The sequence below is a fragment of the Bradyrhizobium sp. BRP22 genome, from assembly GCF_020194175.1.
Classification (GTDB): Bacteria; Pseudomonadota; Alphaproteobacteria; order Rhizobiales; family Xanthobacteraceae; genus Bradyrhizobium.
The window spans coordinates 175,528-200,700 of the sequence record NZ_JADYVX010000008.1 but is presented as its reverse complement, the minus strand read 5'-3'; the positions used below and the strand labels follow the sequence as shown (position 1 = coordinate 200,700).

The window sequence follows — 25,173 nt, the reverse complement described above, 5'->3', positions numbered from 1 at the left end:
GAAACGATCTTGGCCTGCACCATCCACCGGATCTGGCGAGCTGCCGCCATATCCGCACTTCTTGCCGCGACACCTGCTTATGCACAAAAGGCTTATAGCCCGGGAGCCAGCGATACCGAGATCAAGCTTGGCCAATCCACACCGCTCAGCGGTCCCGCCTCCGCCTTCGGTGCCGGTGCTGGACGGGCGGTCGTCGGCTATTTTGAGATGCTGAACGCGCTAGGCGGGATCAACGGACGCAAGATCAGCTTCACGCAACTGGACAATGCCTACAGCGCGCCCAAGGCTGTGGAGCAGTCGCGCAAGCTCATAGAAGACGTCGGCGTGCTCGCCGAGGTCGGCACCATCGGAACGGCGCCGAATGTCGCGATCCAGAAATATCTGAACTCCAAGCAGGTGCCGCAGCTCTTCATCACCGCCGGCGGGCGACGCTTCAACGATCCCAGGACTTTCCCGTGGACCGTGCCGCTCTACCCTGATTTCGAGACGGAAGGCCGCGTCGTCGCCAAATACATTGTGCAGGCAAAACCTGACGCCAAGATCGGCGTCCTGTATCAGAATGACGACTACGGAAAGGATTACCTCAAGGGATTGCGGGCCGGGTTGGGCCCAAGGGCGTCGCAGATCGTTACGGCAGTTTCCTACGAACTCACCGAGCCTACGATCGATTCGCAAATCGTTCAGCTCAAAGCTGCCGGCATCGACACGCTGATCGAACAATCGTCCTCGAAGGCAGCCGCACAATCGATCCGGAAGGTCTACGAACTCAAGTGGAACCCGCTGCACGTGATCGGCGGCTCGACGGCCTCGGTGGAGACCATCCTGAAACCGGCCGGTCTGGAAGCGTCAAAGGGACTGGTCACGACGCAGTTTCTCAAGCAGCCGGGCGATCCCGCATGGGCCGATGATGAGGAGGTGAAGGCCTATAAGAACTTCCTGAAGAAATACGCGCCGTCGACCAATCCGGACGACTACTCCGTCCTGGTTGCCTACATGAACGTCCACGCCGTGACGCTTGCCCTGAAAAAATGTGGCGATCAGCTCACGCGGGACAATCTCATTCGTCAGGCGACATCGCTCCATGGCGAACGGCTGCCGATGATGCTTCCGGGCGTCTCGATCAGCATGCATCCCGACGATTACACACCGTTCAAGACGCTTCGAATCGCGATTTTCGACGGAGAGAGCTGGACGCTGGCGGGCGATCCGCTGTCGGCTGAGTGATCCATCCGGGCGTTTGCAGCGCTGCTCGCAGATCTGTTTCTTCATAGGCGAGAGCGGCATTGCTGCTCTCGCCTTGCCGCGTTCAGGACGCTATTGCACCCAGATTGATCATGTCGCCGACGGGAATCCAGTTCGCACCATCGAAACGGGAAATCTGGAGGTTGTGGATGGCGCGATAGTCGGTCGGAGAATTTTCCACCTTGATGCCATCGAGGAACAGCGGCGGCTGTTCGCCCTTGAGCGACGTCGCCTGCTTCAAGAGATTTTCCCGCGTCAGATCGTTGCCGCAACGCTTCAGCACCTGCTCGATCATGTAGGCGTTGTTGTAGCCCGGCGTCGCGGTATTGTCATCGATACCGATCGAGGGCATGTATTTCTTCATGAAGTCGACATAGGCCTTCACCCTTGGCTTGTCCTGATGTCTTGGGTCGGTCACCACGATCTCCCACCATGCCGAGATCAAGCCCTTGGCGTTATCCAGGCCAGCCGGGGCAAGCGTGCCCCCGATCGAACTGCAGTTCGAATTGACGACGTGCAGCGGCTTCCAGCCCATCGCCGCAACCTTGCGGATGCCTTGCGCCGCGAATTTGGAATAGGTCAGCTGAACGAACACGTCAGCGCCGACAGCCTTGCAATCGGCGACCTGATTGTCGATGGTCGGCTCGGTGATTTCATGACTCACCTCCTTGACAATGGCGCTCGCCTTGCCGCCGAGCCCCTTCTTGAGTCCGCGAAGGAAATCCTTGCCAAGATCGTCGTTGACATATTGGACCGCGATCTTGGCATCCGGCTTTTCGTTCAGGATGAACGTCGCCAGAGCGGCGCCCTGCGCGACATAGATCGGGTAGAACGGAATGATCCAGGGAAACTCCTTTGGATCATTGAAGCGCTCGGCGCCTGACGTCAGAAATAGGCTCGGTATTTTCTTCGCATTCAGATATTTTTGTACGGCGGCGTTGGTTGCTGTCCCCAGGAATCCGGCGATCGCAAAGACCTCCTCCGACTCCACAAGCTTGCGCGTCTGTTCGACGGCCTTCGGCGGCGAAAACGCATTATCCAGGGAGATCAGGTTGATTTTCCTGCCGTTGATGCCGCCATTATCGTTGACCATCTGAAAATAGGCCGTCTGCGCCTGTCCGTAGACGCCGTAGCCGGACGCTGGCCCACTATAGGGCGCAGTGGTCCCGAGCTTGATTTCGGTGTCCGTTACCCCTGGTCCGTAGTTGCTTGCAGCGCGTGCGCCGGACGCTCGACCGAACGTGAGTGCCGTTGCGCCGAGGCCGGCGATGGTTGTTCGCCGCGAGATCAAAGTCATTTCGGCTCCTCCCTTTCATTTTGACTATGCTTGAACGCAACGGGCCTGCTGCTCTGCGGCAGCCTGAGACCCGGTGAGCTAGACGAACGAAACGCTTACCGGCGCGAATCCCGAAATCCTGGCTTCGTAGAATTCACCAGCCGAGACCGGTGACACAGGTCCGAGCGCGCCGGTCAGAACGACATCGCCAGAGCGCAGCGGCTGGCCGGCTTTTGCCATCGTGCGGGCAAGCCAGAGCGCCGCGCGCAACGGATGACCGAGACAGGTTGCGCCACAGCCGGTCGAGACGATCGCGCCGTTGCACGTCATCGTCATGCCGCAGGCTTCCAGATCGACGTCGGTCAGGCGGCGCGGAGCGGCGCCGAGCACATAGCGTGCGCTCGAGCCGTTATCCGCCACCGTATCGAGGATCGTGATCTTCCAATCGCGGATCCGGCTGTCGACCACTTCGAGCGCCGGTACGACATAGGCCGTCGATCGCATCAGTTCGCCGAGGGTGATGTCATCGTTGGCCAGATCTCGTTCCAGCACGAGCGCCACCTCCGCTTCGACGCGCGGCTGGATCAGTCGCGCGACCTCGATCCGCTCGCCCGTCGGGATTTCCATGTCGGCAAACAGCGCGCCGTAGTCGGGCTGATCGACCCCAAGCTGCTGCTGGACCGCTTTCGACGTCAGCCCAATCTTTCGGCCCACCAGCCGGCGGCCGCCGGCAATGCCGCGCCTGATAACCTCGGCCTGAATGGCATAGGCTACCTCCACGCGCCCCTCGCCGATATCGCCCGCGATAGGCGCGATCGGGCGACACGTCGCCTCCGCTTCCTGCAAGCGTGTCGCGATGCTCTCAACGATATTGCTCATGGCCGATCCAGGAAGTCGGCGACCAGCGCATTGAATTCGTCGGCCTTCTCCCACTGTGCCCAATGCCCGCATTTGGGAAAGACGTGAAGCTGTGCGTTCGGCATGGTCTTCAGCAGGATGAAGCTCGAGTCGAGCGGCACGACCCGATCTTCGCGCCCCCAGATCAGCAACGTGCGATGTTTCAAGCCACCGAGATTTTCACGCCAGATGTCGAGCGGCGGCCGCTTGAAGATATCGATGACATCAGGGCGCGTCGCAGCTTTGAGCCGCTCGGCCATCAGTTCCTCGGTGATCGAGGACTGGTCGAACACCAGGAGATCGATCACGCCCTTCAGCTTCTGCAAGGTCGGCCCGTCGCCGGCATGGAACATCGCCATCCGCCGCAGGCCCTCGGTCGGCATCGGCGAGAAGATCGCCTGGCTGCCGCCGGTCCCCATCAGCACCAACCGATTGACCCGTTCAGGCGCGCGCAAGGCTACCATCAACGACGTGGCACCGCCGAGCGAGTTGCCGACGAAGCTCGCCTTCTTAACATCGATCGTATCCATGAACGCGCGCGTGAAATCTCCCATCGCTTCGAAGATCGGGCCATCCTTCAACTTTCCCTCGGTCTCGCCGAATCCGGGAAGGTCGAACACGATCACGCGACGGCGCGCCGCGAGAGCCTCGACATTCTTGCGATAATTGCTGAGGCCGGAGGCGCCCGGACCGCCTCCATGGATGAGGATGGTGGGCTCCCCTTGCCCGACATCGTAATAGTGCGTGCGTGTTCCTGCGACGTCGACGTGCTTACCCTTCAGTTCCACTGCTAATCTCCGACTTCGATCATGATTCCGTCAGCCTCGTGCGGTCGCCTGCAGATAGGCGTCGCGCAGTTTCCGCTTGAAGATTTTTCCGCTCGCCTCGCGCGGCAGCGCGTCATGAAACACGAACCGCTTCGGGATCTTGAATCGGGCGATATGGCGTTCCAGAAATGTTGCGATGGCTTCGGCCCCAAGCCGAATCCCGCCCTCGGCTTCAATGGCGGCGACCAGGCTTTCGCCGAACTCCTCGTCGGGCGCGCCAAACACCGCGCAATCCCGTACGCCCGGACAGTTCACCAGGACATTCTCGATCTCCGCGGGATAGATGTTGACCCCGCCGGAGATCACCATGTCGCGCTTGCGATCGCAGATGTAGAGATAGCCGTCGGCATCCACGTAGCCGACGTCGCCACAGGTCACGAGCCCACCCCGATCGATCTCATCGCGCTGCTCCGGCCTGCCGTGATAGGTGAAATCGGCATAGGCTTCCGTGCGCAGGTAGATCTCCCCGGTCTGTCCTGTGCCGAGCTCGCGGCCTTCATCATCGTAGATGCGTAGCGTCGTGCCCGGCATCGCCCTGCCGACCGTGCCTGGATGGGCAAGCCATTCGTGGGAGTTGCAGCCGACCGCCGGCCCGGTTTCGGTTGCGCCGTAGGTTTCGTGGATCACTGGACCCCACCAGTCGATCATGCGCCGCTTGACGTCAGGCGGGCATGCAGCACCGGTGTGGGTCGCCCAGCGAATGGAAGAGACGTCATAACGCGATCGGACCTCATCGCTGAGCCGAAGCAGGCGCACGAACATGGTCGGCACCATCGTGAGGTGGGTGACGCGATGCGCCTCGATTGTCTTCAGCAATTCCTCGGGATCGAAATTGTGCTGCAGGACCACGAGGTCGGCATGCTGGAAGGCCTGCCTGGCAAATGCCCCTGGAGAGGCATGATAGAGCGGGCCGCACACGAACGCGCGCATGCCTTCCTCTATGCCGTAAATCTGCCGCAGCAAGGCGGCGTTCTTCCTGACCTGCTCTGCATTCATCGGCGCGCGGCGCACGCCTTTCGGCCGGCCCGTGGTGCCGGAGGTATAGATCATGGTCCCGCGCGGCGCGCGCGCCGGCTCCGACCATTCGGCAAAGCTGTCTCGATAAGGAGCCCAGGCCTGCCCGAACGAAGGAGCGCCCGATGAAGTCGCGACGCCAACGCCGGCGGGATCCGGCGCCACAAAATATGTTGGGAGGCCCGCTGGAACTGGCGCCTCGACACCCTGCAACAGGCCGGCGTCGACAATCAGCGCACTCGGCGTGCAATCCGAGAGGATGTAGCGGATTTCGTCCGCGCTGCTATGCCAATTGAGCGGCACGACATACGCCCCGAGCAGGGACGCGGCCTGCATCACTTCGAAATAGATTGGATCATTCCGGATCAGTAGCGCGATCGCATCGCCTTCGTCGACGTCCGCTGCCGCGAGCGCCGAGGCCGCGCGCTTGCCCTGCGCGAGCAGCGCGTCGCACGCAACACTGCGCGCTCCGATGACGATCGATCTATTTCCTTTGCTCACTCCAGGCATATCATCGCCTCGGCGCGGACGGATGGCAGATAGACGTGGTCGAGCGCTTCGAAATCCGCTTCCGACAAGTCGACCGATGTCGACAATGTCAGCGGGTCCATGTGGCCGTTGAGCACATCGGGATAACGCCAATGCGCCCTCGCCACCGTGCGGTCGCCGGCCTTCAGCTCCACAATGAGCGGCGCGGCCGCGCTCGAGCCGTGTCCGCTCTGATAGCCATCGCCGATACAGTAGATCTCCAGCCTGAATTCGTCCCTCGCCCGGCGCTGAACGGCGATCTCCACGTCGAGCAGGCCGAACGCCACGTCATCGGGATCGTCCTCGCTGTAGAAATACACGTAGGAAATGCGCGCGTAACGGCTGGCGCCGAGCGCAGCGTCGGACGGGACCTGCGCATCGCTGCGGCCAGGTGTCCGCGGCGGAACGGGACCGAGCAGGCACATCTGCGGAAGCGACCTGCAGCCGACCATGATGCTAGGCCTGCTGTGGCGCGACGGAGTGACGATCGCTATTTGCTGCATGCTGGATTTCCACATCGAAGACAGGGCCCAGGAAGGCGAAAGCGTTGTCGGCGAGAATGCCCGGGCAATCCGGGAGCGCGGCGCGGGTGAATGTGCCGGGATCCTTCTGGCGAATGGCAAAGGGATAGTCGGAGCCGACCACGATGCGGTTGGATCCCACGGCCGACGACATGAATTGAAGCGCAGGACCATCGTAGACAATCGAATCGTAGAAGAAGCCGCGCGCGATTTCCCTTGGAGGCCGCGTCATCCGCTTTTGCATCTCGCCGCCGAGCGACCAGCCGTAATCGAGCCGCGGCAGGATCCAGGGCAGCGCTCCACCGCCATGACTCAGCAGGATGCGCAGCTTCGGAAACTTCTCGAGAACGCCACCTGCGAGCAGCGACACCGCGGCCAGCGCGGTCTCGAGCGGAAATGCCGTCGTCGCCGCGAATTCGGGGCCGGCCCCGATCCGCTCGAGCCCGGCCGGATGCAGCGGATGGACGAAGATGCAGAGATCGAGCGCCTCTGCGACTTCATAGAGCGGATGGAGCACTTCGCTGCCGAGGGCGATGCCATCGACATGGCTTCCGATCTCGATGCCGGCCAGACCAAGTGCCTTGATGCGCTGCAATTGCGCCAGCGCGCGTGGCACATCCTGAACGCAGGCCATGCCTATTCCGGCGAAACGGCGCGGCGCTTCGCCAACCATTCCCGCGATGCACTCGTTGATAGTTTCGGCAAGGTATTCGGCGTCGTTCGGCGGCAGCCAATGCGACAGCAGCTCCGGCATCGGAGACAGCACCTGCATTGCAGTGCCATCCTCGTCTATGTCCGCCAGTCTGCGCCTGACGTCCCAGGAGCGCGAGTCGATCCTGCGGAACACTTTTCCGTCAATCATCACCGCGGCCTTGTCGCCGGAAAGCTCCACGCTCGGCCATCGCGGATCGCGCGCTGTGTCAGCGGACAGCCGTGCAGGCACGACATGCGTATGGGCATCCACCACTGGCAATGGCGCCCTCCTTTCCTTCCCTGATCCCTGCACTGCATTTCGAACTGCGCAGGATAATTCACTTTACAAACAGGAATGATTGTTTTTATCTTGTTTGTCAAGCGCTCGGAGAGGGGCGCCGCAAGCGGCAAAGAACCGCTCGAGGGGAGTGAACGCATTGGATCCATCCCGGACACGCATCGTCATCGTGGGCGCAGGCCAGGCCGGCGCGCGCGCAGCCGAGGCATTGCGGGCTGCCGGGCATCGCGGGTCGATCTCCTTGCTCGGCGAAGAACAACATCCGCCCTACGAGCGTCCGCAGCTTTCGAAAGCCATGCTGACCAATGCGAGCGAAGAGCCGCGCTTCATCCGGAATTCGCAGGATTGGGCGGCAATCGACATCAAGCTGAGCACCTCCACGCCGACTGTTGCAGTTGATGTGAACCGTCGTGCGATCGGGCTGTCGGACGGTCGCGAGATTTCATTCGATCGCCTGCTGCTTGCGACAGGCACGCGACCGCGTCGGCTGCGCGATCTCGAGAATTGCGGGCTGCGCGTCTGCTACCTGCGTTGCATCGACGATGCGCTCGAACTTAGGCGCAATCTCGCGCCTGGCACCAAAGTGGTACTGGTCGGCGGCGGCGTGATCGGCCTTGAGGTCGCTTCTGCAGCCATCGCGCGCGGCTGCGACGTCACCGTGCTGGAGAAGGCCGATCGGTTGCTGCCGCAGGTCGGGTCGCCGGCGCTGAGCGGATATCTGAGAAGGCTGCACAGTGATCGCGGCGTCGCCATCTGCTGCAATGCGACCATCATGGGAGTCACGGCCAAAGGAATCGAATTGGCCGATGGAAAGACTGTTCCGACCGACCTTGTCGTCGTCGGTGTCGGCGTCGAGCCAGCCGCGGATCTTGCCCGCCAGGCTGGGCTCGCGGTCGATCAGGGTATTCGTGTCGGCCCCTCCGGCATGACCGATATCGACGGCATCTACGCTGCCGGCGACGTCGCCGAGCAATGGAGCGGCTGGCACGGACGCTGGATGCGCGTGGAGAACTGGGCCAATGCGCAGAACCAGGCGATCGCGACGGCGAGAAACATGGTCGGCCAGGATGTCAGCTACGAGGTACCGCCCTGGTTCTGGTCGGATCAGTTCGACGCGAACATTCAGGTGATCGGCCATCCCGGTGGCGCCGATGAGATCGTGCGCGGAGACGTCGAGCGCGGACGTTTCACCACCATCAGCCTGCGCGACGGCGAAGTGGTCGGCGCCGTCACCGTGAACTCGCAGAAGGACATGGCGCTCCTGCGCAGGCTCGCCGCTTCCCGGAAGCGGGTCAATCCATCCGACATCGCCAATCCCGCTTTCGACTTGAAACAAGCTCTCACTTCATGAAGAGCGCAGACGGAGGAAACGACATGCAAACCGACAACCGTCAGCCGGCGCTTCTGGTTGATCCTGCCCAACAGATTTTCAAGGTCGCTCGCCGCAATTTCACCGACCCCGAGATCTTCAAGGCAGAGAAGGAACTCATATTCGAGCGCTCGTGGCTCTATCTCGGCCATGCATCCGAACTCCCAAAGCCCGGCGACTTCGTGAGCCGTACCGTGGCCGGCCGCAGCATCCTGTTTACCCGCGACAGCAAGGGAACGCTTCGTGCGCTGCTCAACACCTGTCCCCACCGCGGCGCACAGGTTTGCCGCGAGCGGAAAGGCAATGCGAAATCGTTTCAGTGCTTCTACCATGGCTGGGTGTTCGGAGCCGACGGCAAGCTGCGCAGCCAGCCCGGCGAGGAAGCCTATGCCGAAGGATTCAAGAATCGCGAATCCTCCAACATGCAGGCGGTTCCGCGCTTTGAGACCTACCGCGACTTCTGCTTCATCTCCTTCGACAAGAGCATCATGCCTCTCGTCGACTATCTCGCCGGCGCCAAGGAGTATCTCGATCTCATTTGCGATCAGACCGAGGCCGGTCTGTCGATCATCTCCGGAACGCAGGAATACTCGATCCGGGCCAACTGGAAGCTCCTCACCGAGAACAGCATCGATGGCTATCATGCGACCACCACGCATGCGAGCTACTTCGACTATCTGATGAACACGACTGACGGACTCGTCGGCGGCATGGGCGGGGGTGGATATGGCTATGATCTCGGCAACGGCCACGCCGTTCTGGAGTATGGCGCGCCATGGGGCCGGCCGGTCGCGCAATGGATTCCGGCCTGGGGCGACGACGGAAAGCGGGAAATCAGCCGCCTTTACGACAACCTGGTGCAGCGCTTCGGCAAGGAACGCGCCGACCGCATCGCCTGCAAGAACCGCAATCTCTTCATCTTCCCGAACCTCGTCGTCAACGACATCATGGCGCTCACCGTCCGCACCTACTTCCCCATGGCCGCGGATTACATGATCATCAGCGCCTGGGCGTTGGGCCCGAACGACGAGACCTCCTGGGCCCGCAAATATCGCCTGAACAACTTTCTCGAATTTCTCGGGCCCGGCGGCTTTGCGACGCCCGACGACGCCGAGGCGCTCGAACATTGCCAGCGCGGTTTCAATAACGCCAAGGAAGCGCAGTGGAACGATATCTCCAAGGGAATGGGCAAGGAGCGTCCCGCCTACAATGATGAGCTGCAGATGCGTGCGTTCTGGACGCAGTGGAACGCCATGATGTTCCCGGCTCCGGTCTCCAGCATCAAGAACGTCGCAGCCTGAAGGAGATCGTCATGCGCGCAATCGAACGATCGGACGTGGAAGACTTCCTGTTTCACGAAGCGGACCTGCTCGATCAATGGCGACTTCCCGAATGGCTGGAGCTCTTTACCGACGATGCGACCTACGAGGTCCCCTGCACCGATCTCCCGTCCGACGCCTCGGCGGACAATAATCTCTTCTATATCGCCGACGACCGGTTCCGGCTGGGTGAGAGAGTCAAGCGCCTGATGAAACGGACCGCACACGCCGAATTCCCGCACTCCAAGACCAGCCGCATCGTCGGCAACGTGCGTATCCGCGGGCGCGGTGACGACACCGTCGACGTCAGCGCCGTGTTCCAGACCTTCCGCACCAAGGACGGCACGACGGATCTCTATTTCGGCACGAGCAACTATCGCCTGAAGGTCGACGACGGCAGGATAAGGATCAGCGAAAAACGCTGCCTGCTTGGCGGCGAAGGCCTGCGCCCCCACGGCCGGATTTCGATTGTGCTGTGAGAAAGCTCCGATGGAAAAACCATTTGCCGAACAGGTTGTCGTGATCACCGGCGCCGCTAACGGCATTGGAGCGGTGATCGCCCGGCATTTTGCCCGACAGGGTGCCAGGCTGGTCCTTTCGGACCTCGACGAGAAGGGGTTGACGGCTACCGCCGATGGTCTCTCCGGCGAAAAGCCGCTGGTCCGAAGTGGCGATCTTTCGCGCGAGGATGTCGCCGGCCGATTAATCGGCGATACCGTCAAGGCGTTCGGCACCATTGACGTCCTCGTGAACAATGCCGGCGGAGGCATCATCAAGCCGTTCCTTGAGCATACTCCCGAGACGCTGCGGACGACCATCGACCGCAATCTCTGGACAATGCTGTGGTGCACGTGGCACGCCGTGCCGGTGATGAAGGCGAAACGTTACGGCCGGATCGTCAACATCGGCGCCGACTCGGTGCGCAACGGGCTTTATGATCATGCAGCCTACAACGCGGCCAAGGGCGGCGTTCACGCCATCGCGACCGGGCTGGCGCGCGAATTCGCGACCGACGGGATCACCGTCAATGTCGTTGCGCCCTGCATTGTGAATACGCCCCAGGTGCAACGTGCAGCAGCCAAGGCACCACAATCGATCAAGAAGTTCGTTGATGTCGTGCCGATGGGACGACCCGGCGAGATGGACGAAATAGCGTCCATGGTCTGCTATCTCGCCTCGAAGGAAGCTTCGTTTGTCACGGGCCAGGTCATCAGCGTGAACGGTGGAAGCACGATGCTATGAGTACGACGATGACCAGGGACGTGTTGATCGGAAGGCTGAACGAGTTTCCGCCGGGAGAGGTCCGCCAGGCGACGCTGCCGGATGGCACCAATATCGCCGTGTACAACGTCGATGGAGCCATCTATGCGACGGCCGATCTGTGCACTCATGGCGAGGCCTCGCTGTCGGAAGAAGGCATTCTGACGGGGAAAATCGTCGAATGCCCGTGGCACTTCGGCACGTTCGACGTCACTAATGGGCAGCCGACCGGCATGCCCTGCACGGTCGCGCTGAAGACCTTCCGGGTCAAACTGAGCGAAGAGGACGTTTATGTCGAATGCTGACAAGACGAAATCAGAAGCACGCGGAGGCCACGCGTCACTGCCCCGCACGGCGACGCGGCAACGGCTGCAATCGCGCCGGAATAGTTCAAGCGAACCGAAATACGCCCCCAAGCGGACCCAGGCGGAGCGGAGCGAGGCGACGCAGACCCAACTGATCGAGGCTGCGGTCAAGCTGGTACGCGCCAACGGACTGCGCGGGCTGCGCACGGTTGAGGTGGCAGAACTCGCCGGCGTCTCGCGCGGCGCCCTGCTGCACCATTTCAAGAGCAAGCACGACCTTCTCGTCGCCGTCATCAGACACGTCAACGAGGTCTCGCTGCTGGAGAGCGCGCGCCGGGCGCACCTCGCTCAGAACAGCGGAAACGACCCGATCGAAGGCATCATCAAGGACGCACAGGATTTCTATTTCGGCGACTACTTCTTCATCGAGCTCGCGATCGCAATGAGCGCGGACAGCGACTCGCGCATTCTCAAGCGGGAAACGTACAAGAACTCCCGCACCAGCCGGTTTTCAGTCGAGGCCGCCTGGCTCGAAGCGCTGATGTCCTCAGGCGTTCCCAAGCAGCTCGCCAGCGACATCCTGTCGCTCACGCTGAGCGTGGTGCGCGGCTATTCCGTTCGAACCCTGATCGAAAAGGATCCCGAGCAGTTCAGTCGCCTTCTGAAGGTGTGGCGCGACATCATTCGCCAACACCTCCAGACGGCGATGATCAACGACCAGAAGAACCGCGGTTGAAAATGGACGCCAAGCAGTTCGCCCCGATTCCCTTGATCCAGCTCTGCTATGTAAGGCTTGCGGTGCAACACGGCGCGGCCGCCGCCGCGTTCGTGACCGACGTCCTGGGGCTTCAGCGTGTCGCTGATGACAAGGAGCAATTTCTGTTCCGGTCCGACGAGCGCTTCCACACGCTTTGCCTGGCGGAAGATGCGCAGCGGTCGAGCATCGGAGTGGAGCTCGCGTCAAGCGAAGATCTTGATCGCGCGACCGATGCACTGAAGCGAGAAGGATTCGAAGTCCGCGAGGCTTCGGCGGAGGAATGCAGCCGACGTTTTGTCCGGCGCGCGCTGATCGTGCGCGATGCGAGCGGCAATGAGATCGACCTCGTCTCGCGCCCGGCGGTAAGCGGCCGGCGCTACTTTCCCAGCCGCGATGCGGGCATCACGGGTTTGCAGTGCGTCGGGCTGCGCAGCCGCGCGATCAAGGATGACCTCAGGCTGTGGACCACGATCCTGGGAGCGGCGGTCAGCGATTGGGTCGGCGATATCGCCTATCTCAGCATCGACCGGAAGCACCACCGGATTGCGCTCTATCCTTCCGACCGCGCGGGACTGCTTTATGTCTGTTACGGGGTCGAAAGTCTCGATTCGATCATGCAGAACCACTATTTCGCGCAGGAGCGACAGATCAAGATCCTGCACGGTCCGGGCCGTGAAACGGCATCCGGCCAGATCTTCCTGCGATTTTCCGGACCGGAAGGACACGTCTTTTCGTATGGATATGGGCTCGCCGACCTCGATGCCCAGCGCCGTCCGCGGCAATTTGCGCCGGCAGCTTCGTCCCTTTGCGAATGGGGAAGCGAATGCTCCGAAATTCCAGAGCTGCGGCAAGCCATCACCTGATCTCTGCAAAAGGAGCGCAACAATGATCCAGCTCAAGGATGTCACCTATGCGCGGCTGGGGGCCTCGAGCCTCGAGGAAGCGGAATCATTTGCGACCAAATGCCTTGGCCTTCAGGTGAGCGAGAGATCGCGAAACGCACTCTATCTGCGTTCGGACGAGCGCGCGCATACGCTGTGCTACTTTGAAGGCGACCCGGCCGACCAAACCATAGGATTCGAAGTGGAGAACGAGAGTGAATTGAATGAGGCCGCCGCGACCCTGGACTCGCTTGGTCGTTCGGTGCGTGTCGGCACGACCAACGAATGCTCGGCGCGCAAGGTTCGCGCCTTCATCGGATTTGAGGATCCGAGCGGCAACCAGATCGAGCTGGTGGTCCGTCCGGAGCAGCATGGCCGCCGCTATTTTGCTTCACGGGACGCCGGAATCACCGGCTTCAGCCATGTCGGCTTGAATTCGACTGACCCGGTCCGCGACGAAAAGTTCTGGACGGAGGTCTGCAACGCGCGCGTCAGCGATCGCATCGGGGACATCGCGCTGATGCGCGTGAATGCGATCCACCATACGATCGCGCTCGCGCCTGCCCGGGGTCCCGGGATCCAACACATCAATCATCAGGTGCAGAGCAACGACGACGTGCTGCGATCCTACTATCATTTGTCCGAGCAACGGGTGCCGATCGTCTTCGGCCCTGGCCGCCACCCGACGTCGGGCGCGCGGTTCCTTTACTTCCAGGGCCCCGATGGCATGGTGTTCGAATATTCGGTCGGGGTGGACGAGATCGAAGACGAGGCAACCCATCGGCCACGTCAGTTCGGGTTCGAGCCTTCAAGCCTTTGCATGTGGGGATCGAAGTCGAAACGGGCTCGGTAGCACCACCGAAGTTATGTGCAATCCGGCAGAGCCATCCGCACGGAGCCGCCGTCGCTCGCTCGCCCGAAGCGCCGCACTTGCGAGCGACGGCGGCGTAGAGGTGGCATGCATCTGCTTGTTGGACCTGAACGCCGTCAAGCCGCTTGCCGGAGCGATGGAATGATAGGAGAAGCCCGGCGGCAGTTCCTGCCAATTCCTCACAACCCGGGATGCACGCCCTCAAGGGGTCGGGATCATTTAGCCTCGAGCTTCAATTGCGGACCGGCGCGAATACCCGGGCCATGTACGCGGAAACGTCGTCCGAGATTACCGCGCGCGAGGCGGCGGTGACGCCGGCTAGCGTCTTCGCCAACTTCTTCTTGAACTCGATCTGCATGGAGCGGGCGATCTGGATCCGCTGCGCTTGGGGAGATCCCGCCCCGTGCATGGATTCGGTCAGGTACCCTACGGCATTCCGGCCGAGCGTCATGTTTTCCACCAGCCGCAGGATCCGGATCCTGTGCTCGGTCGAGACCTCGGGACGTCCCTTCAGATATTTTTCGATCAAAGGGCCGATCGTCTCATGCCGCAGTTCACGCTCTGAGGGCAGGGTGACCATCAACCCGCCCGCGAGATCCTGCGCCAAGCGGCCGATCTCATAGGGAAAGCGCGTGACATGGTGCTTGCAGACATTCGCCAGCATCTCGTCCGGCAAGTAGGCTCCGGACTTCATCTCGATCCCCTGATGGCTGGCGGCGACGCCGGTGCCGTAGATCGTCTCGTTGAGGTGGGTCATCTCGACAAGCTTGTCGCGAACGTGCGAGGCGCGCTCGACGCCGTTGTAGTCCGCGATGGTCGCCGCAGCTCCGATCAGGACGTCCCCGACGCCGGTCTTGCAGACGTAGCTGCGGCGATGATAGCAGGTGAAGCGTTCGACCAGCGTGGAGGCGAATTCGAATTCTCCGTCGAGGAAGACGAGTTCCCGGGGAATGAAGACGTCCTCGAACACGATCATCGCTTCCTGACCCGAGAAATGCGCGTTGCCCGCGTCGATATCGCCCCCTTCGGCGCTGCGGGTGTCGCAGGATTGCCGGCCGTAGATGTAGGTGATGCCATCGGCGTCGACGGGTATTGCGCCGACGATGGCGTAGTCCTTGTCGGCGGCCTCCAGCCTCATCGTCGGCATAACGATCAGCCAGTGCGAATTCAGGCAGCCCGTCTGGTGCGCCTTCGCGCCCGTGACGTAGACCCCTTCGGGAGTACGGCGCGTGACATGAACGAAGAGATCGGGATCCGCCTGCTGCGACGGCGATCTGCCGCGGTCGCCCTTGACGTCGGTCATCGCGCCGCCGATCACCAGGTTCGCGCCCTGCATACGCGTAAGGAACCGGTTGAACCGAACGTGGTAGTCGGTGCCGTACTTCTCGTCCAGATCGTATGTCACCGAATGCAGTGAATTGAGTGCATCCATGCCGACGCAGCGCTGGAAACACGTGCCGGTCAATTGTCCGAGACGGCGCTGCATCTTGTTCTGCATGACGAGATCGCCGGCGCTCGCTGAGACATGCAGGAAGCGGTTCACGCGACCGCCGGTGAGCGGCGAGATGGCGGAAGCCAGTCCGGGATCCTCGTTGGCGAGATCATAGGTCCTAGCGACCGCGTTGATCGAAGGTCTGATGATGGGATGGTCGACTGGTTCTTCGACCGGCTCGCCCATCAGATAGACCTTCAGCTTCCGCCCCCTCAGGCTCTCGATGTACTCGGCGCCGGTCCCGATCGGATTCTGCGGTCGGGCCGGACTGGCGGCGACTTCCTGATCCATCACGATGCCTCCATCAGAGCGGGCCTACGATGGGATCGCATCGGGGCCCGCATTCTCGACCTGCTTCAGCCCTTCTTCGCCAAGGGGCAGACGCTGTCCTTGAGCGGCCGGAACGCCTGATCGCCCGGGATCACCTCGCGCAGCTTGTAGAAGTCCCAGTCGCCTTTTGATTCCGACGGCTTTTTCACCTCGTACACGTACATGTCGTGGACCATCCGTCCATCCTCGCGGATTCGGCCGTTCTTGGCGAAGAAGTCGTTAATCGGCATCTCGCGCATCTTTGCCATCACCGCGAGCGCTTCATCCGTGCCAGCCGCCTCGATTGCCTTCAAGTAATGGATGGTCGACGAATAGTCGCCAGCGTCCCCCATGTGTGGCATTCGCTTGATGCGTTCGTAGAAGCGTTTGGACCATGCGCGCGTCTGGTCATCGCGGTCCCAATAGAAGGCGTCCGTCAGGATAAGACCCTGGGCCGTCGAAAGTCCGAGGCTCTTGACGTCGGTAATCCAAACCAGCAATCCGGCGAGCGTCTGACCACCCTTCTGGATACCGAACTCCTGAGCCGACTTGATTGCGTTCACCAGGACGTTGCCCGATCCAGCCAGTGCAACGACTTTGGCTTTCGATGCCTGTGCTTGCAACAGGAAGGAAGATTGATCGAAAGTTTCGACCGGATACCTGGTCGATCCGACAATTTCGCCCCCCAAACCTTTGACGACCGCAGCAGTATCCGCCTCCAATGCGTGTCCAAATGCGTAATCTGCCGTGAGAAAATACCAGCTCTTCTCACCAGCGTGCATCAGAGCGCTGCCTGTGCCGCGAGCCAGTGCATAGGTATCGTAAGCATAATGTATGCTGTTCGGTGTGCAGGAGTCGTTGGTGAGACGCGACGCGCCCGAACCGTTGATGATCGCGATCCGGTTCTTCTCCTTCGCGAGTTGCGAAACGCTGAGCGCGATCGAGGAGTTGATGAGGTTCGCGACCATGTCGACGCGATCGACGTCGAACCATTTGCGCGCCAGAGCGGAAGCGGTGTCCGGCTTGTTTTGGTGATCGGCGACCACCACCTCGATCGGCTTTCCGAGTACCTTGCCGCCGAAGTCCTCGACGGCCATCTTCACCGCGGTAACGGCACCTTCGCCGGATTCATGCGAAAACTGTCCGGACATGTCCGTCAGGACGCCGATCTTCACGACGTCGCCCGAGATCGCCGCGGTCTGGGCGCCGGCGCCGCCGCTAACCATCAAGATCGCCGCCGACGCGACCAGGACGCTTCCGATTCTCAACTTCATGACGTTCCTCCCCAGGATACGTATGCTTGTAGATTTGTGATTTTATTACTAGCATAACTAGACTTATGTAACATGCATAACTAGACTGATATTTCCGGCGAGTCAACCGCGCGGTTGTGGTACAGGTGCGCAACTTTCGATGGCCGCCGTCGCGGCGGCCGCGTGAATGGACAGTCCGGAATGCCCGTCGCCGCCAAGATCCAGACAACAAAGGCCTCGACAAAACCAAGGTCGCCGGCGCCCGCGGGCCGGACGAACATCGGAAGGACCGAACGCAACTGTTCGGTCGCGCGCACGCTGGACATCGTGTCCGACGCGTGGGCGTTTCTGATCATCCGCGAAGCCTTCTTCGGAACACAGACGTTCGAAGGCTTCCGCTCGGCGCTGGGCATCCCGCGGGCCACGCTCACCGATCGGCTGCGGAAGCTGACCCAGCTCGCCATCTTCCGCCAGGTCGCGCCCGGATCCTCTCAGCGCAAGGAGTACCGTCTGACGAAGATGGGGTTCGATCTCTATCCGAGCTTTATCGCTCTCATGCAGTTCGGCGACCGTTGGCTGTCCAAGGGCAAACCTCCTCCGCTGACACTGATCCACACCAACTGCGGTTGCGACAGCCACCCCATCGTCACATGTTCCCATTGCGGCGAAGGCGTCGGCGCCCGCGACGTGAGGTACCGTGACGGACCCGGTGCCGGACGCTGTCCCGCCAAGCCCGGACGCAACACCAGGCGGGCTTCCGACGGAAACCGGTTCGTCCTCGGCCGCCCGAGCTCGGTTTCACGCGCCCTGGAGATCATCGGCGACAAGTGGAGCTTCATGGTCGTCCGCGAGGGGTTCTTTGGCAACCGGCGCTACGACAAGATCCTGACGGAGCTCGCGATCGCGCCGAACATCCTGACCGATCGGCTCAACCGCCTGGTCGCCAGCGGCGTCTTCTATCGCAGGCAGTACCAGAGCTCTCCCGACCGGTACGAATATCTTCTCACCGATATGGGACTGGACCTCTACGGTCCCTTCATCGCGATGCTGCGATGGGGCGACCGTTGGCTCTCCAAGGGTAAACCGCCGCTGATACTCACCCATCTCAAGTGCGGACACGATTTCCAGCCTTCGGTGGACTGCGATCGTTGCAGACAGCCGATCGTCGCCGCCGACATGCGATATCGGCTCACCTACGATCCCAAATCGTTTGGTGCCTTGGGCCCGCGATCCGTCGACTGATCATCTTTCTCCGATCACGATCGGCTCAACGCTTCGACCAGCTTGAAGCGCATGATCTTCCCGGAACCGGTCCTTGGAATTTCGCCGACAAGGTGGACTGCTTCGGGAATCTTGTAGGCCGACAGATGCGCCCTGCAGTGATCCATCAAGGCAGGAACATCGAGTTCGTTTTCCTTTGCGACGACGAACAGGCAAGGCACCTCTCCCAGGGTTGCGTGCTTCACGCCGACGACGGCACAATCCTTGACCTGGGGATGCCGGACGACGACTTCCTCGATCTCAGCGGGCGCGATGTTCTGGCCGCCGCGGATGATCAGTTCCTTGATCCGGCCCGTGATCGTCAGGTAGCCGGCCGGGTCCGACTTCGCGAGATCGCCGGTGTAGTACCAGCCCTTGCGGAGTGCCGACGCGGTCTCCGCCGGCTTGTTGTGATAACCCCGCATCAGGTTCGGCCCGCGGACGATCAACTCGCCCTCCTCGCCGATCGGGACGTCCTCGGTAGACGACGGATCGACGATGCGCACGGCGAGACCCGGCACGGGCAGCCCGCACGATCCCATCGGCCGGGCGCCGTGCAGCCAGTTCATCGTCACCATCGTGGAAGTCTCGGTGATGCCGTATCCGTCCAAGAGCCGCGTCTTGAAACGTTCCTCGAACACTGTATTCAGGGTCGCCGGCATGATGGCGCCAGCGGAGATGCAGAGGCGAACCCCGCGGAGGCGCTCGACGCCGCTCTCCTGGGCGCGATGCAGGAGATAGTGAAACATCGTCGGTACGCCGGGAAGGACCGAATACTTCCCCGTCTGCAGGAGATCGAGCGCCTGCTGGGGCGAGAACTTCTCCATGATGTGCTCGCTCGCGCCGACGGCAAGCACGCCGAGCACCGATAGATTGAGGCCGTAGGAGTGGAACAGTGGTAACGGCGAAAGGACGACGTCCTTCTCCGTCAGTTCGGCGATCGGCGCCCAGCAAGACGCGGCGATCCAGAGCATGCCGCGCAACGACAGCAGCACGCCTTTTGCCCGACCGGTCGTCCCGGACGTGTAGATGATGAAGGACGAACGATCGATGTCGTCAGGATCGGACGGCGATGTGGGGCCGCTGGCCGCGAGAGCCGCCAGCGCGACGCCCACTCTTTCCGCGTCCGGACCCGCGAAGATCGAAATCGGTCCGATGGAGGCATCGCGGCAGATCTTGTCCACCAGGTCCTTCCTGGCGGCCGTCGTGACGACGAATCCGCAGTCGGCATCCGCCAGGCGATAGCTGATCTCACCTTCCGCCGCATCGTAGCTAATGGGGACCACGACGGCGCCGGCGCGCAGCGCGGCGAGGCATGCCTCGATCCAATCGACACCGTTCGGCAGGTAGATTGCGATCTTGTCGCCGTCGCGCAAACCGGCCTTCGTCAGGTTGGCTGCGATCGAAGCGGTGCGCCCGGCAAGGTCCGCGTAAGTGACGGACCGCGACGAATCCCAATACGCCACCTGGTTCGGTCGTTGTTGCGCATGACGCTCGAGAAGCGTCGCGACAGGCGCGATCAGATCGACGTGAAGCATGCCCCCTCCCCTAGACCATACTGTATCCGCCGTTGACGCTGATCACCTGGCCGGTGATCCAGCTTCCGGCATCCGACGCGAGCAGAGTGACCAGGGGCGCGACGTCGGAGGGCAATCCAAGCCGGCGGATGGCGTAGGCCTTGACGAGTTTCTCGCGGTTCGCGTCGACCCAGGTCTTGTCATGTGCGGTCTCGATCAGGCCGAGCGAGATCGAGTTGGCGGTCACCCCCGAACGACCCCATTCGCGCGCCAGCGACTTCATCAGCGCGATTGTGCCTGCGCGCGCCGCGGCCGCGAGCGCCAGACCGGACTCGCCGACCCTGGAGGAGTCGCCCATGATCGAGATGATCCGTCCGCGGCCCGATGCCTCGAGCAGCGGGCCGGCGCTATGGCAGCAATTCAGCGCGCCGTAGAGACACGTGTCGATCTGCTTCTTCCAATCCTCGGGCGTGCTCTCGCTGAATCGCTTGCGGAAGACGAGGCCTGCGTTGTTGACCAGGATGTCGAGGCCGCCGAAATCGCTCTTGACGTCCGCAATCATCTTCTTGACGACGCCAGCGTCCGCGATGTCGGCTTGATAGGCCTTCGCCTTGCCACCGGCCTTCTTGATCTCGGCGACCACCGCTTCCGCCTCGGCCCTCGAACTGTGATAGTTGACAGCAACGCTCGCCCCGTGTTCCACCAGCATTTTGGAGATGGCGGCCCCCACGTCCCGTCCGCCTCCCGTCACGAGGGCGACGCGTCCTTTCAAGTCATTCATCTTCTCTTCCTTTTGCTTGTTCCATCAATTTGAAGATGCGTTCCGGCGTCATCGGAAGGATCGAGACGCCGATGCCTAAGGGCGACAGAGCATCGGCGATCGCGTTTGCGATGGCGGCCGGCGCGCCGATCGTGCCGCCCTCGCCCATGCCCCGAAAGCCGCCTGCAACAGCCGACTCGCTCTCGATATGGACAACGTCCATGAGCGGCACCTCGGGTGCGGAAGGAATCATGTAGTCGACGAGGCTCGCGGTCAGGAGCTGGCCATCCTCGTCGTAGATGAGCTCTTCCAGCAGGGCGGCACCGATGCCCTGCGCCACGCCTCCGTGGACTTGGCCGTCGACGATCATCGGGTTGATGATCCGGCCGCAGTCTTCCGCGACGACGAATTTCAGGATCCGCACGAAGCAGGTCGCCGGGTCGACCTCCACCGCGGCGATGTGGGTGGCGGCCGCGGTTGTTCCGTTGATCGGATCGTAGGTGTAGGTGGCAGTCAATTCCTCGCGCGCCTCGACCGGCAGCGTCTTCATGTCGGAGTAGACGGCCTTGGCGATCTGCTTGAAGGTCACCGCGCGATCGGTGCCGAGCACGATAGCCCTGCCCTCGGTTACTTCGATGTCGTCCGCATTGGCTTCGAGGAGATGCGAGGCGACCCGCTTGATTTTCTCCTGGAGGATCTTCGAGGCGTGCTTCGCCGCGCCGCCGCCGAGTACCGCGCTGCGGCTTGCATAGGTCCCGGTCGACATCGGCACTTCGTCGCTGTCTCCCTGGATGACGCGGACGTCCTCGAACCGGGCGCCGAGATCGTCGGCGACGATCTGGGCCAACGTCGTCTCGAGACCTTGGCCGTGGGAAGCGACGCCGAACGCCGCCGTGATCGCTCCCGTCGAGTCGATGGTGATCTTCGCCGTTTCGGAGCCGGTATTGATCGGCATTCCCGGCGCCACCGCGATCCTCGAACCGATACCGGTCAGTTCAGCATAGGACGCGATGCCGATGCCGAACAGTCGCCCCTGTTTGCGCGCTTCGGCCTGCAGTTTCCGAAGTTGACCGTAGCCGACCGCTTCGGCGGCGGCGTCCAGGCATTCGGTAAATCCGGTCTTATCCCAAATGATCCCCGAAGCAATCCGATACGGAAACTCCTCAGCTCTAACCAGATTCCGGCGCCTGATCTCGAGAGGATCGACACCGAGCGCCGCAGCTCCGAGGTCCATCAGACGCTCGGTGACGAAAGTCGAGATCGGTCGGCCGACGCCGCGGTAGGGACCGGTCGGCGGCTTGCAGGTTGCGACGCCGCGCACGACACCCCGGTAGGACCCGATCTTGTAAGGCCCCGGAAGAAAGCTGACGACCTGGACCGGTTCCAGACCGCAGGTCCAGGGATAGATCGAGAATGCACCCACGTCGCCGATCACGTCCGCTTGGAGCGACGTCGCGATGCCGTTCGCATCGAATCCCATCTCCGCATTGACGATCTCGGCAAAGGCCTGGCTGCTGCTGCTCACGTCCTCGAGCCGGTCCGCCGTCCACTTGACCGACCGGCGAAGTTTCCGCGCGGCGATGCAGATCAGAAGCTCCTCCGGATAGAGCGAGCCCTTCGAGCCGAAGCTTCCGCCCACGTCAGGCGCGACCACGCGCAGGCGGTGCCCCGGGAGGCCGAGCGATTCTGAGACAGCGTCGCGGACGATGCCGGGAATGTTCGACGATGTGTAAAGCGTGATGGCGTCGCGACGTTTTTCGTATTCTGCAGCGTAGCTGCGCGGCTCCATCGCGAGCGGCGCCTTGCGCGTCATTTCGAAACGCCCGCCCACCCTGACCGCCGCGGCTTTCAGGTCGGCACCGACGTCGCCCTTCTTGAATTCTCGCGCGAGCAGGACGTTGGTGCCGGCCTCTTCGTGCAGAAGCGGAGCGCCGTCGGCGATGGCCAATTCCGCGCGCGAAATCGCGCCGAGAGGTTCGTAGTCGACCTCGATCAACTCGAGCGCATCCTCGGCGAGATACCGCGAGGTGGCGACGATGGCGACGACCGGCTCGCCGACGTAGCGGACCTTCCTGGAGGCGAGAGGCACGATCGGCGTCGCATGGTAGTTTGGCATCCGCGAGAACGGGATTACCGGCTTGAAGTCGTCGGCGATATCGTCCGCGGTTAGCACGGCAATCACACCCGGCGCCCCCAGTGCCGCGGAGGTATCGATCCGTTCGATGCGCGCGTGGGGCTGGCCGCTGCGAAGGAACGCAAGATGAAGCGGCCGGTCGGGTTTGCGGTCGGCCGTGTATTCGCCGTTGCCGGTCAGAAGGCGCGGGTCCTCGGTGCGCTTGATGGGCGCGCCGACGTTCCGCGGCCGCAGCACGTCGGAAGGATTTGCGCGTCGATCGCTACTCATAACCCTCGGATCCCTTGCGCAGGCTTTGCCATTGCCGATCGTCGTGGCCACAGATGATGGTGGCGCCTCCTTTCTCGATCCGACGGATCTCCTCGAAGGTCTTCAACTGCTGATCGACGTTCCAGGTATTGCGAGGCGCTGCGTCGGTATCGAGGTTCTGCCGCAGGCTGACCGAGTCTGACGCGAGCAGAAACTGGCCGTCGCGATCGAGACTGACGAGTGCGCCGAGCGTCCCCGGCGTGTGGCCCGGCAGCGGTACTAGCACCACGCTGGAATCCCCGAACAGATCCTTCTCTTCGCTCACCGCCTCGATCGGCTGCCCGTAGTCCCAATCGGCCCTGAGATAGCCGGCCGCCTCGGCGCCCGGCGCCTTCGCGGCTTCGATCTCCTTCGCATGGGCCAGGATCGTCGCCTTCCTGAAGAACTGGTTGCAGCCGCAATGATCGGGATGGAAGTGCGAATTCACGACGACGTCGATGTCGTCCGGCCCGAGCCCCGTGCACGCAAGGCTCGGCAACAAGGTCTCGTCAGCACTCATGAGCGGCTTCATGACCTTGGCGAGGGGACCCCAGCGGTCTTCGGCCTTGTCGACCACGGACGGATGACAGCCGGTATCGAACAGGACGTTACCCTGCTTGTGCCGGATCAGCGCGCTGCTGACGGGAAGGTCGATCGTTTCGCTGCGGTCGGCACCGGGCACGTAGATGCTCTTCTTCATGCGGAGGCGGCCGGCGGCGAGGAAGTTGAGTTTCATGACGCTTTCTCAGTGCGTTTGACGGCAGCGCTTCTGATCGCCGCGACGATGTTCTGGTATCCGGTGCAGCGACAGAGATTGCCGGAGAGCCCCTCCCGGATGTCTTCATCGGTCGCGAGCGGATATTTCCGGAGCAGATCTTCGCCCGTCATAAGCATGCCGGGCGTACAGAAGCCGCACTGCAGCCCGTGATGCTCACGGAACTCAGTCTGCAGCACGTTGAGCTCCTCCGGCGATCCGAGCCCTTCGACGGTGATGATCTCGGCTCCGTTAGCCTGAACGGCGAGCATCAGGCAGGAGCGTACGCTATCGCCATTCACCAGGACGGTGCAGGCGCCGCAGACGCCGTGCTCGCATCCGACATGCGTCCCCGTCAATCCGAGCAGGTCGCGCAGAAAGTCGGACAGAAGCAGACGCGGCTCGACGTCCGGTACGTGGTAGGTCTCACCGTTCACGGTCACGGATACTTCCGTTGTCATCGGATCAGCCCTTCATCGCCAACGCGGTCCGCAATGCGCGCTTGGCCAACTGCCCCAGCAGATGCCTGCGGTACCCGGCCGAAGCATGAAGGTCGTCGTTCGGAGAGACTTGGGACAGGACAATTTCCGAGAAGCGATCGGGAGTCTGGTCGTCGAGTTCCATCGCGAGAAGCTCCTCCTCCGCCTTCCTGAGCCGCAGTGGCGTGTCGGCCACGCCCATCACTGCGATGCGCGCAGCCTCCAGTCCGGACAGCCCACGACGGATGGAGACCGCGATGCTTGCGAGTGCGAAGTCACCGAAGCGGCGCGCGACTTCCTCGAACGCCCAACCGTCGTGCTTCAGGATCGGAAACTCGACCTCCACCACGATCTCTTCGGGCTGCAGACAATTCGTCAGCGCGTCGACGAAGAATTCCTCCGAGGCTATCGTCCGACGGCCCGCCGGACCTTGGACGGAGATTCCAGCCTCATAGAAGGTCGCGAGCATCGGGAGTTCGGCCGCGGGATCCGCATGGGAGAGACTGCCCCCGATGGTGCCGCGATTGCGGATCGCCAGGTGAGCCACGTGGCGCATCGCTGCCGACATCACGGGCAGCCTCGAGGCGATCAACGGCGAGCGCTCGAGCTCGCGATGGCGCGTCAGCGCGCCAACGGCGATGCGATCGCCCCGATCCTCGATGTACGATAATCCCTTGATCCCGTTGAGATCGATGAGCACGGCCGGCCGAGCCATTCGGAAGTTCAGGAGCGGCAATAGGCTTTGACCGCCGGCCAGCACCTTCCCCTCGCCCTTCGCTGCGATGAGCGCTTCGACGGCGGCGTCCACCGTCGACGGCGAAACGTAGTCGAATTTGGCTGGCTTCATCGATCGCCCTCCAAAGCTGGTC

Annotated in this window: 24 protein-coding genes; 10 read left to right on the top strand and 14 right to left on the bottom strand. The window is 62.2% G+C overall.

The annotated features are described in order from the left end of the window. Nucleotides 1-9: 9 nt before the first annotated feature. The gene (locus I6F35_RS13750; protein ID WP_225118203.1) at nucleotides 10-1,224 is read left to right on the top strand and encodes an ABC transporter substrate-binding protein; all 1,215 of its coding nucleotides are present in this window, start codon (nucleotides 10-12) and stop codon (nucleotides 1,222-1,224) included. Nucleotides 1,225-1,306: 82 nt separating this feature from the next. On the opposite strand, the gene I6F35_RS13745 is transcribed toward I6F35_RS13750, so the two are convergent. The 6 genes from I6F35_RS13745 to I6F35_RS13720 all read right to left on the bottom strand — a co-directional run bounded on the left by I6F35_RS13745 (nucleotide 1,307) and on the right by I6F35_RS13720 (nucleotide 7,272). Beyond that, nucleotides 1,307-2,539 carry an ABC transporter substrate-binding protein gene (locus I6F35_RS13745; RefSeq protein WP_225118202.1) on the bottom strand — a complete coding sequence of 411 codons (1,233 nt, stop codon included), beginning with the start codon at nucleotides 2,537-2,539 and terminating at the stop codon, nucleotides 1,307-1,309. A gap of 78 nt (nucleotides 2,540-2,617) precedes the next feature. After that, the gene (locus tag I6F35_RS13740) at nucleotides 2,618-3,397 is read right to left on the bottom strand and encodes a fumarylacetoacetate hydrolase family protein (RefSeq protein ID WP_225118201.1); all 780 of its coding nucleotides are present in this window, start codon (nucleotides 3,395-3,397) and stop codon (nucleotides 2,618-2,620) included. Next, nucleotides 3,394-4,203, bottom strand: coding sequence for an alpha/beta fold hydrolase (locus I6F35_RS13735; RefSeq protein WP_225118200.1), 810 nt, complete (start codon nucleotides 4,201-4,203; stop codon nucleotides 3,394-3,396). The genes I6F35_RS13740 and I6F35_RS13735 overlap by 4 nt, the downstream gene beginning before the upstream one ends. A 30-nt stretch (nucleotides 4,204-4,233) precedes the next feature. Next, entirely contained in the window at nucleotides 4,234-5,757 is a 1,524-nt protein-coding gene (locus I6F35_RS13730) for an AMP-binding protein (RefSeq protein WP_225118199.1), read from the bottom strand. Continuing rightward, nucleotides 5,754-6,236, bottom strand: coding sequence for a hypothetical protein (locus I6F35_RS13725; protein ID WP_225118198.1), 483 nt, complete (start codon nucleotides 6,234-6,236; stop codon nucleotides 5,754-5,756). Before I6F35_RS13725 ends, I6F35_RS13730 begins: the two co-directional genes overlap by 4 nt. 4 nt (nucleotides 6,237-6,240) lie before the next feature. Further along, entirely contained in the window at nucleotides 6,241-7,272 is a 1,032-nt protein-coding gene (locus I6F35_RS13720) for an amidohydrolase family protein (protein ID WP_225118267.1), read from the bottom strand. A gap of 163 nt (nucleotides 7,273-7,435) precedes the next feature. Between I6F35_RS13720 and I6F35_RS13715 the strand changes: the two genes are divergently transcribed. From I6F35_RS13715 to I6F35_RS13680, 8 genes are read left to right on the top strand one after another with little or no spacing between them, the layout of a single operon-like run. Next, a complete protein-coding gene (locus I6F35_RS13715) occupies nucleotides 7,436-8,647 on the top strand; it encodes an FAD-dependent oxidoreductase (RefSeq protein ID WP_225118197.1) in 1,212 nt (403 codons plus the stop codon). Between the two features lie 23 nt (nucleotides 8,648-8,670). Next, nucleotides 8,671-9,966: an aromatic ring-hydroxylating dioxygenase subunit alpha gene (locus I6F35_RS13710; protein ID WP_225118196.1), complete on the top strand. Its 1,296-nt coding sequence runs from the start codon at nucleotides 8,671-8,673 to the stop codon at nucleotides 9,964-9,966. Between the two features lie 35 nt (nucleotides 9,967-10,001). Then, the gene (locus tag I6F35_RS13705; RefSeq protein ID WP_346283161.1) at nucleotides 10,002-10,463 is read left to right on the top strand and encodes an aromatic-ring-hydroxylating dioxygenase subunit beta; all 462 of its coding nucleotides are present in this window, start codon (nucleotides 10,002-10,004) and stop codon (nucleotides 10,461-10,463) included. A 10-nt stretch (nucleotides 10,464-10,473) separates the two neighbouring features. Continuing rightward, nucleotides 10,474-11,226: an SDR family oxidoreductase gene (locus I6F35_RS13700; RefSeq protein WP_225118194.1), complete on the top strand. Its 753-nt coding sequence runs from the start codon at nucleotides 10,474-10,476 to the stop codon at nucleotides 11,224-11,226. Next, complete coding sequence (locus I6F35_RS13695) at nucleotides 11,223-11,549, top strand: non-heme iron oxygenase ferredoxin subunit (RefSeq protein ID WP_225118193.1); 327 nt, start codon at nucleotides 11,223-11,225, stop codon at nucleotides 11,547-11,549. The genes I6F35_RS13700 and I6F35_RS13695 overlap by 4 nt, the downstream gene beginning before the upstream one ends. Next, on the top strand, nucleotides 11,536-12,285 hold the full coding sequence (locus tag I6F35_RS13690) for a TetR/AcrR family transcriptional regulator (protein ID WP_225118192.1): 750 nt from the start codon (nucleotides 11,536-11,538) through the stop codon (nucleotides 12,283-12,285). The genes I6F35_RS13695 and I6F35_RS13690 overlap by 14 nt, the downstream gene beginning before the upstream one ends. Before the next feature lie 2 nt (nucleotides 12,286-12,287). Further along, entirely contained in the window at nucleotides 12,288-13,169 is an 882-nt protein-coding gene (locus tag I6F35_RS13685; protein WP_225118191.1) for a VOC family protein, read from the top strand. 22 nt (nucleotides 13,170-13,191) lie between these two features. Beyond that, nucleotides 13,192-14,040, top strand: coding sequence for a VOC family protein (locus I6F35_RS13680; RefSeq protein WP_225118190.1), 849 nt, complete (start codon nucleotides 13,192-13,194; stop codon nucleotides 14,038-14,040). A 250-nt stretch (nucleotides 14,041-14,290) separates the two neighbouring features. Here the strand turns inward: I6F35_RS13680 and I6F35_RS13675 are convergent, their stop codons facing one another. Next, the gene (locus tag I6F35_RS13675; RefSeq protein WP_225118189.1) at nucleotides 14,291-15,841 is read right to left on the bottom strand and encodes a 4-hydroxyphenylacetate 3-hydroxylase N-terminal domain-containing protein; all 1,551 of its coding nucleotides are present in this window, start codon (nucleotides 15,839-15,841) and stop codon (nucleotides 14,291-14,293) included. Nucleotides 15,842-15,906: 65 nt separating this feature from the next. Continuing rightward, a complete protein-coding gene (locus I6F35_RS13670) occupies nucleotides 15,907-17,085 on the bottom strand; it encodes an ABC transporter substrate-binding protein (RefSeq protein ID WP_225118266.1) in 1,179 nt (392 codons plus the stop codon). 228 nt (nucleotides 17,086-17,313) lie between these two features. Here I6F35_RS13670 and I6F35_RS13665 point away from each other — a divergent pair, with 228 nt between their 5' ends. After that, complete coding sequence (locus I6F35_RS13665) at nucleotides 17,314-18,354, top strand: helix-turn-helix domain-containing protein (protein ID WP_225118188.1); 1,041 nt, start codon at nucleotides 17,314-17,316, stop codon at nucleotides 18,352-18,354. Between the two features lie 14 nt (nucleotides 18,355-18,368). Here I6F35_RS13665 and I6F35_RS13660 read toward each other — a convergent pair whose 3' ends face one another. The 6 genes from I6F35_RS13660 to I6F35_RS13635 are packed head-to-tail and all read right to left on the bottom strand — an operon-like array spanning nucleotide 18,369 to nucleotide 25,151. Beyond that, nucleotides 18,369-19,910: a class I adenylate-forming enzyme family protein gene (locus tag I6F35_RS13660; protein WP_225118187.1), complete on the bottom strand. Its 1,542-nt coding sequence runs from the start codon at nucleotides 19,908-19,910 to the stop codon at nucleotides 18,369-18,371. Between the two features lie 10 nt (nucleotides 19,911-19,920). Next, nucleotides 19,921-20,670 carry an SDR family oxidoreductase gene (locus I6F35_RS13655; protein ID WP_225118186.1) on the bottom strand — a complete coding sequence of 250 codons (750 nt, stop codon included), beginning with the start codon at nucleotides 20,668-20,670 and terminating at the stop codon, nucleotides 19,921-19,923. Then, entirely contained in the window at nucleotides 20,663-23,053 is a 2,391-nt protein-coding gene (locus tag I6F35_RS13650; protein WP_225118185.1) for a xanthine dehydrogenase family protein molybdopterin-binding subunit, read from the bottom strand. The genes I6F35_RS13655 and I6F35_RS13650 overlap by 8 nt, the downstream gene beginning before the upstream one ends. Beyond that, nucleotides 23,046-23,807, bottom strand: a complete 762-nt coding sequence (locus I6F35_RS13645; protein ID WP_225118184.1) for an N-acyl homoserine lactonase family protein — start codon at nucleotides 23,805-23,807, stop codon at nucleotides 23,046-23,048. The genes I6F35_RS13650 and I6F35_RS13645 overlap by 8 nt, the downstream gene beginning before the upstream one ends. Further along, complete coding sequence (locus I6F35_RS13640; protein ID WP_225118183.1) at nucleotides 23,804-24,286, bottom strand: (2Fe-2S)-binding protein; 483 nt, start codon at nucleotides 24,284-24,286, stop codon at nucleotides 23,804-23,806. Before I6F35_RS13640 ends, I6F35_RS13645 begins: the two co-directional genes overlap by 4 nt. A gap of 4 nt (nucleotides 24,287-24,290) precedes the next feature. Then, the gene (locus I6F35_RS13635; RefSeq protein ID WP_225118182.1) at nucleotides 24,291-25,151 is read right to left on the bottom strand and encodes a xanthine dehydrogenase family protein subunit M; all 861 of its coding nucleotides are present in this window, start codon (nucleotides 25,149-25,151) and stop codon (nucleotides 24,291-24,293) included. Nucleotides 25,152-25,173 lie beyond the last annotated feature (22 nt).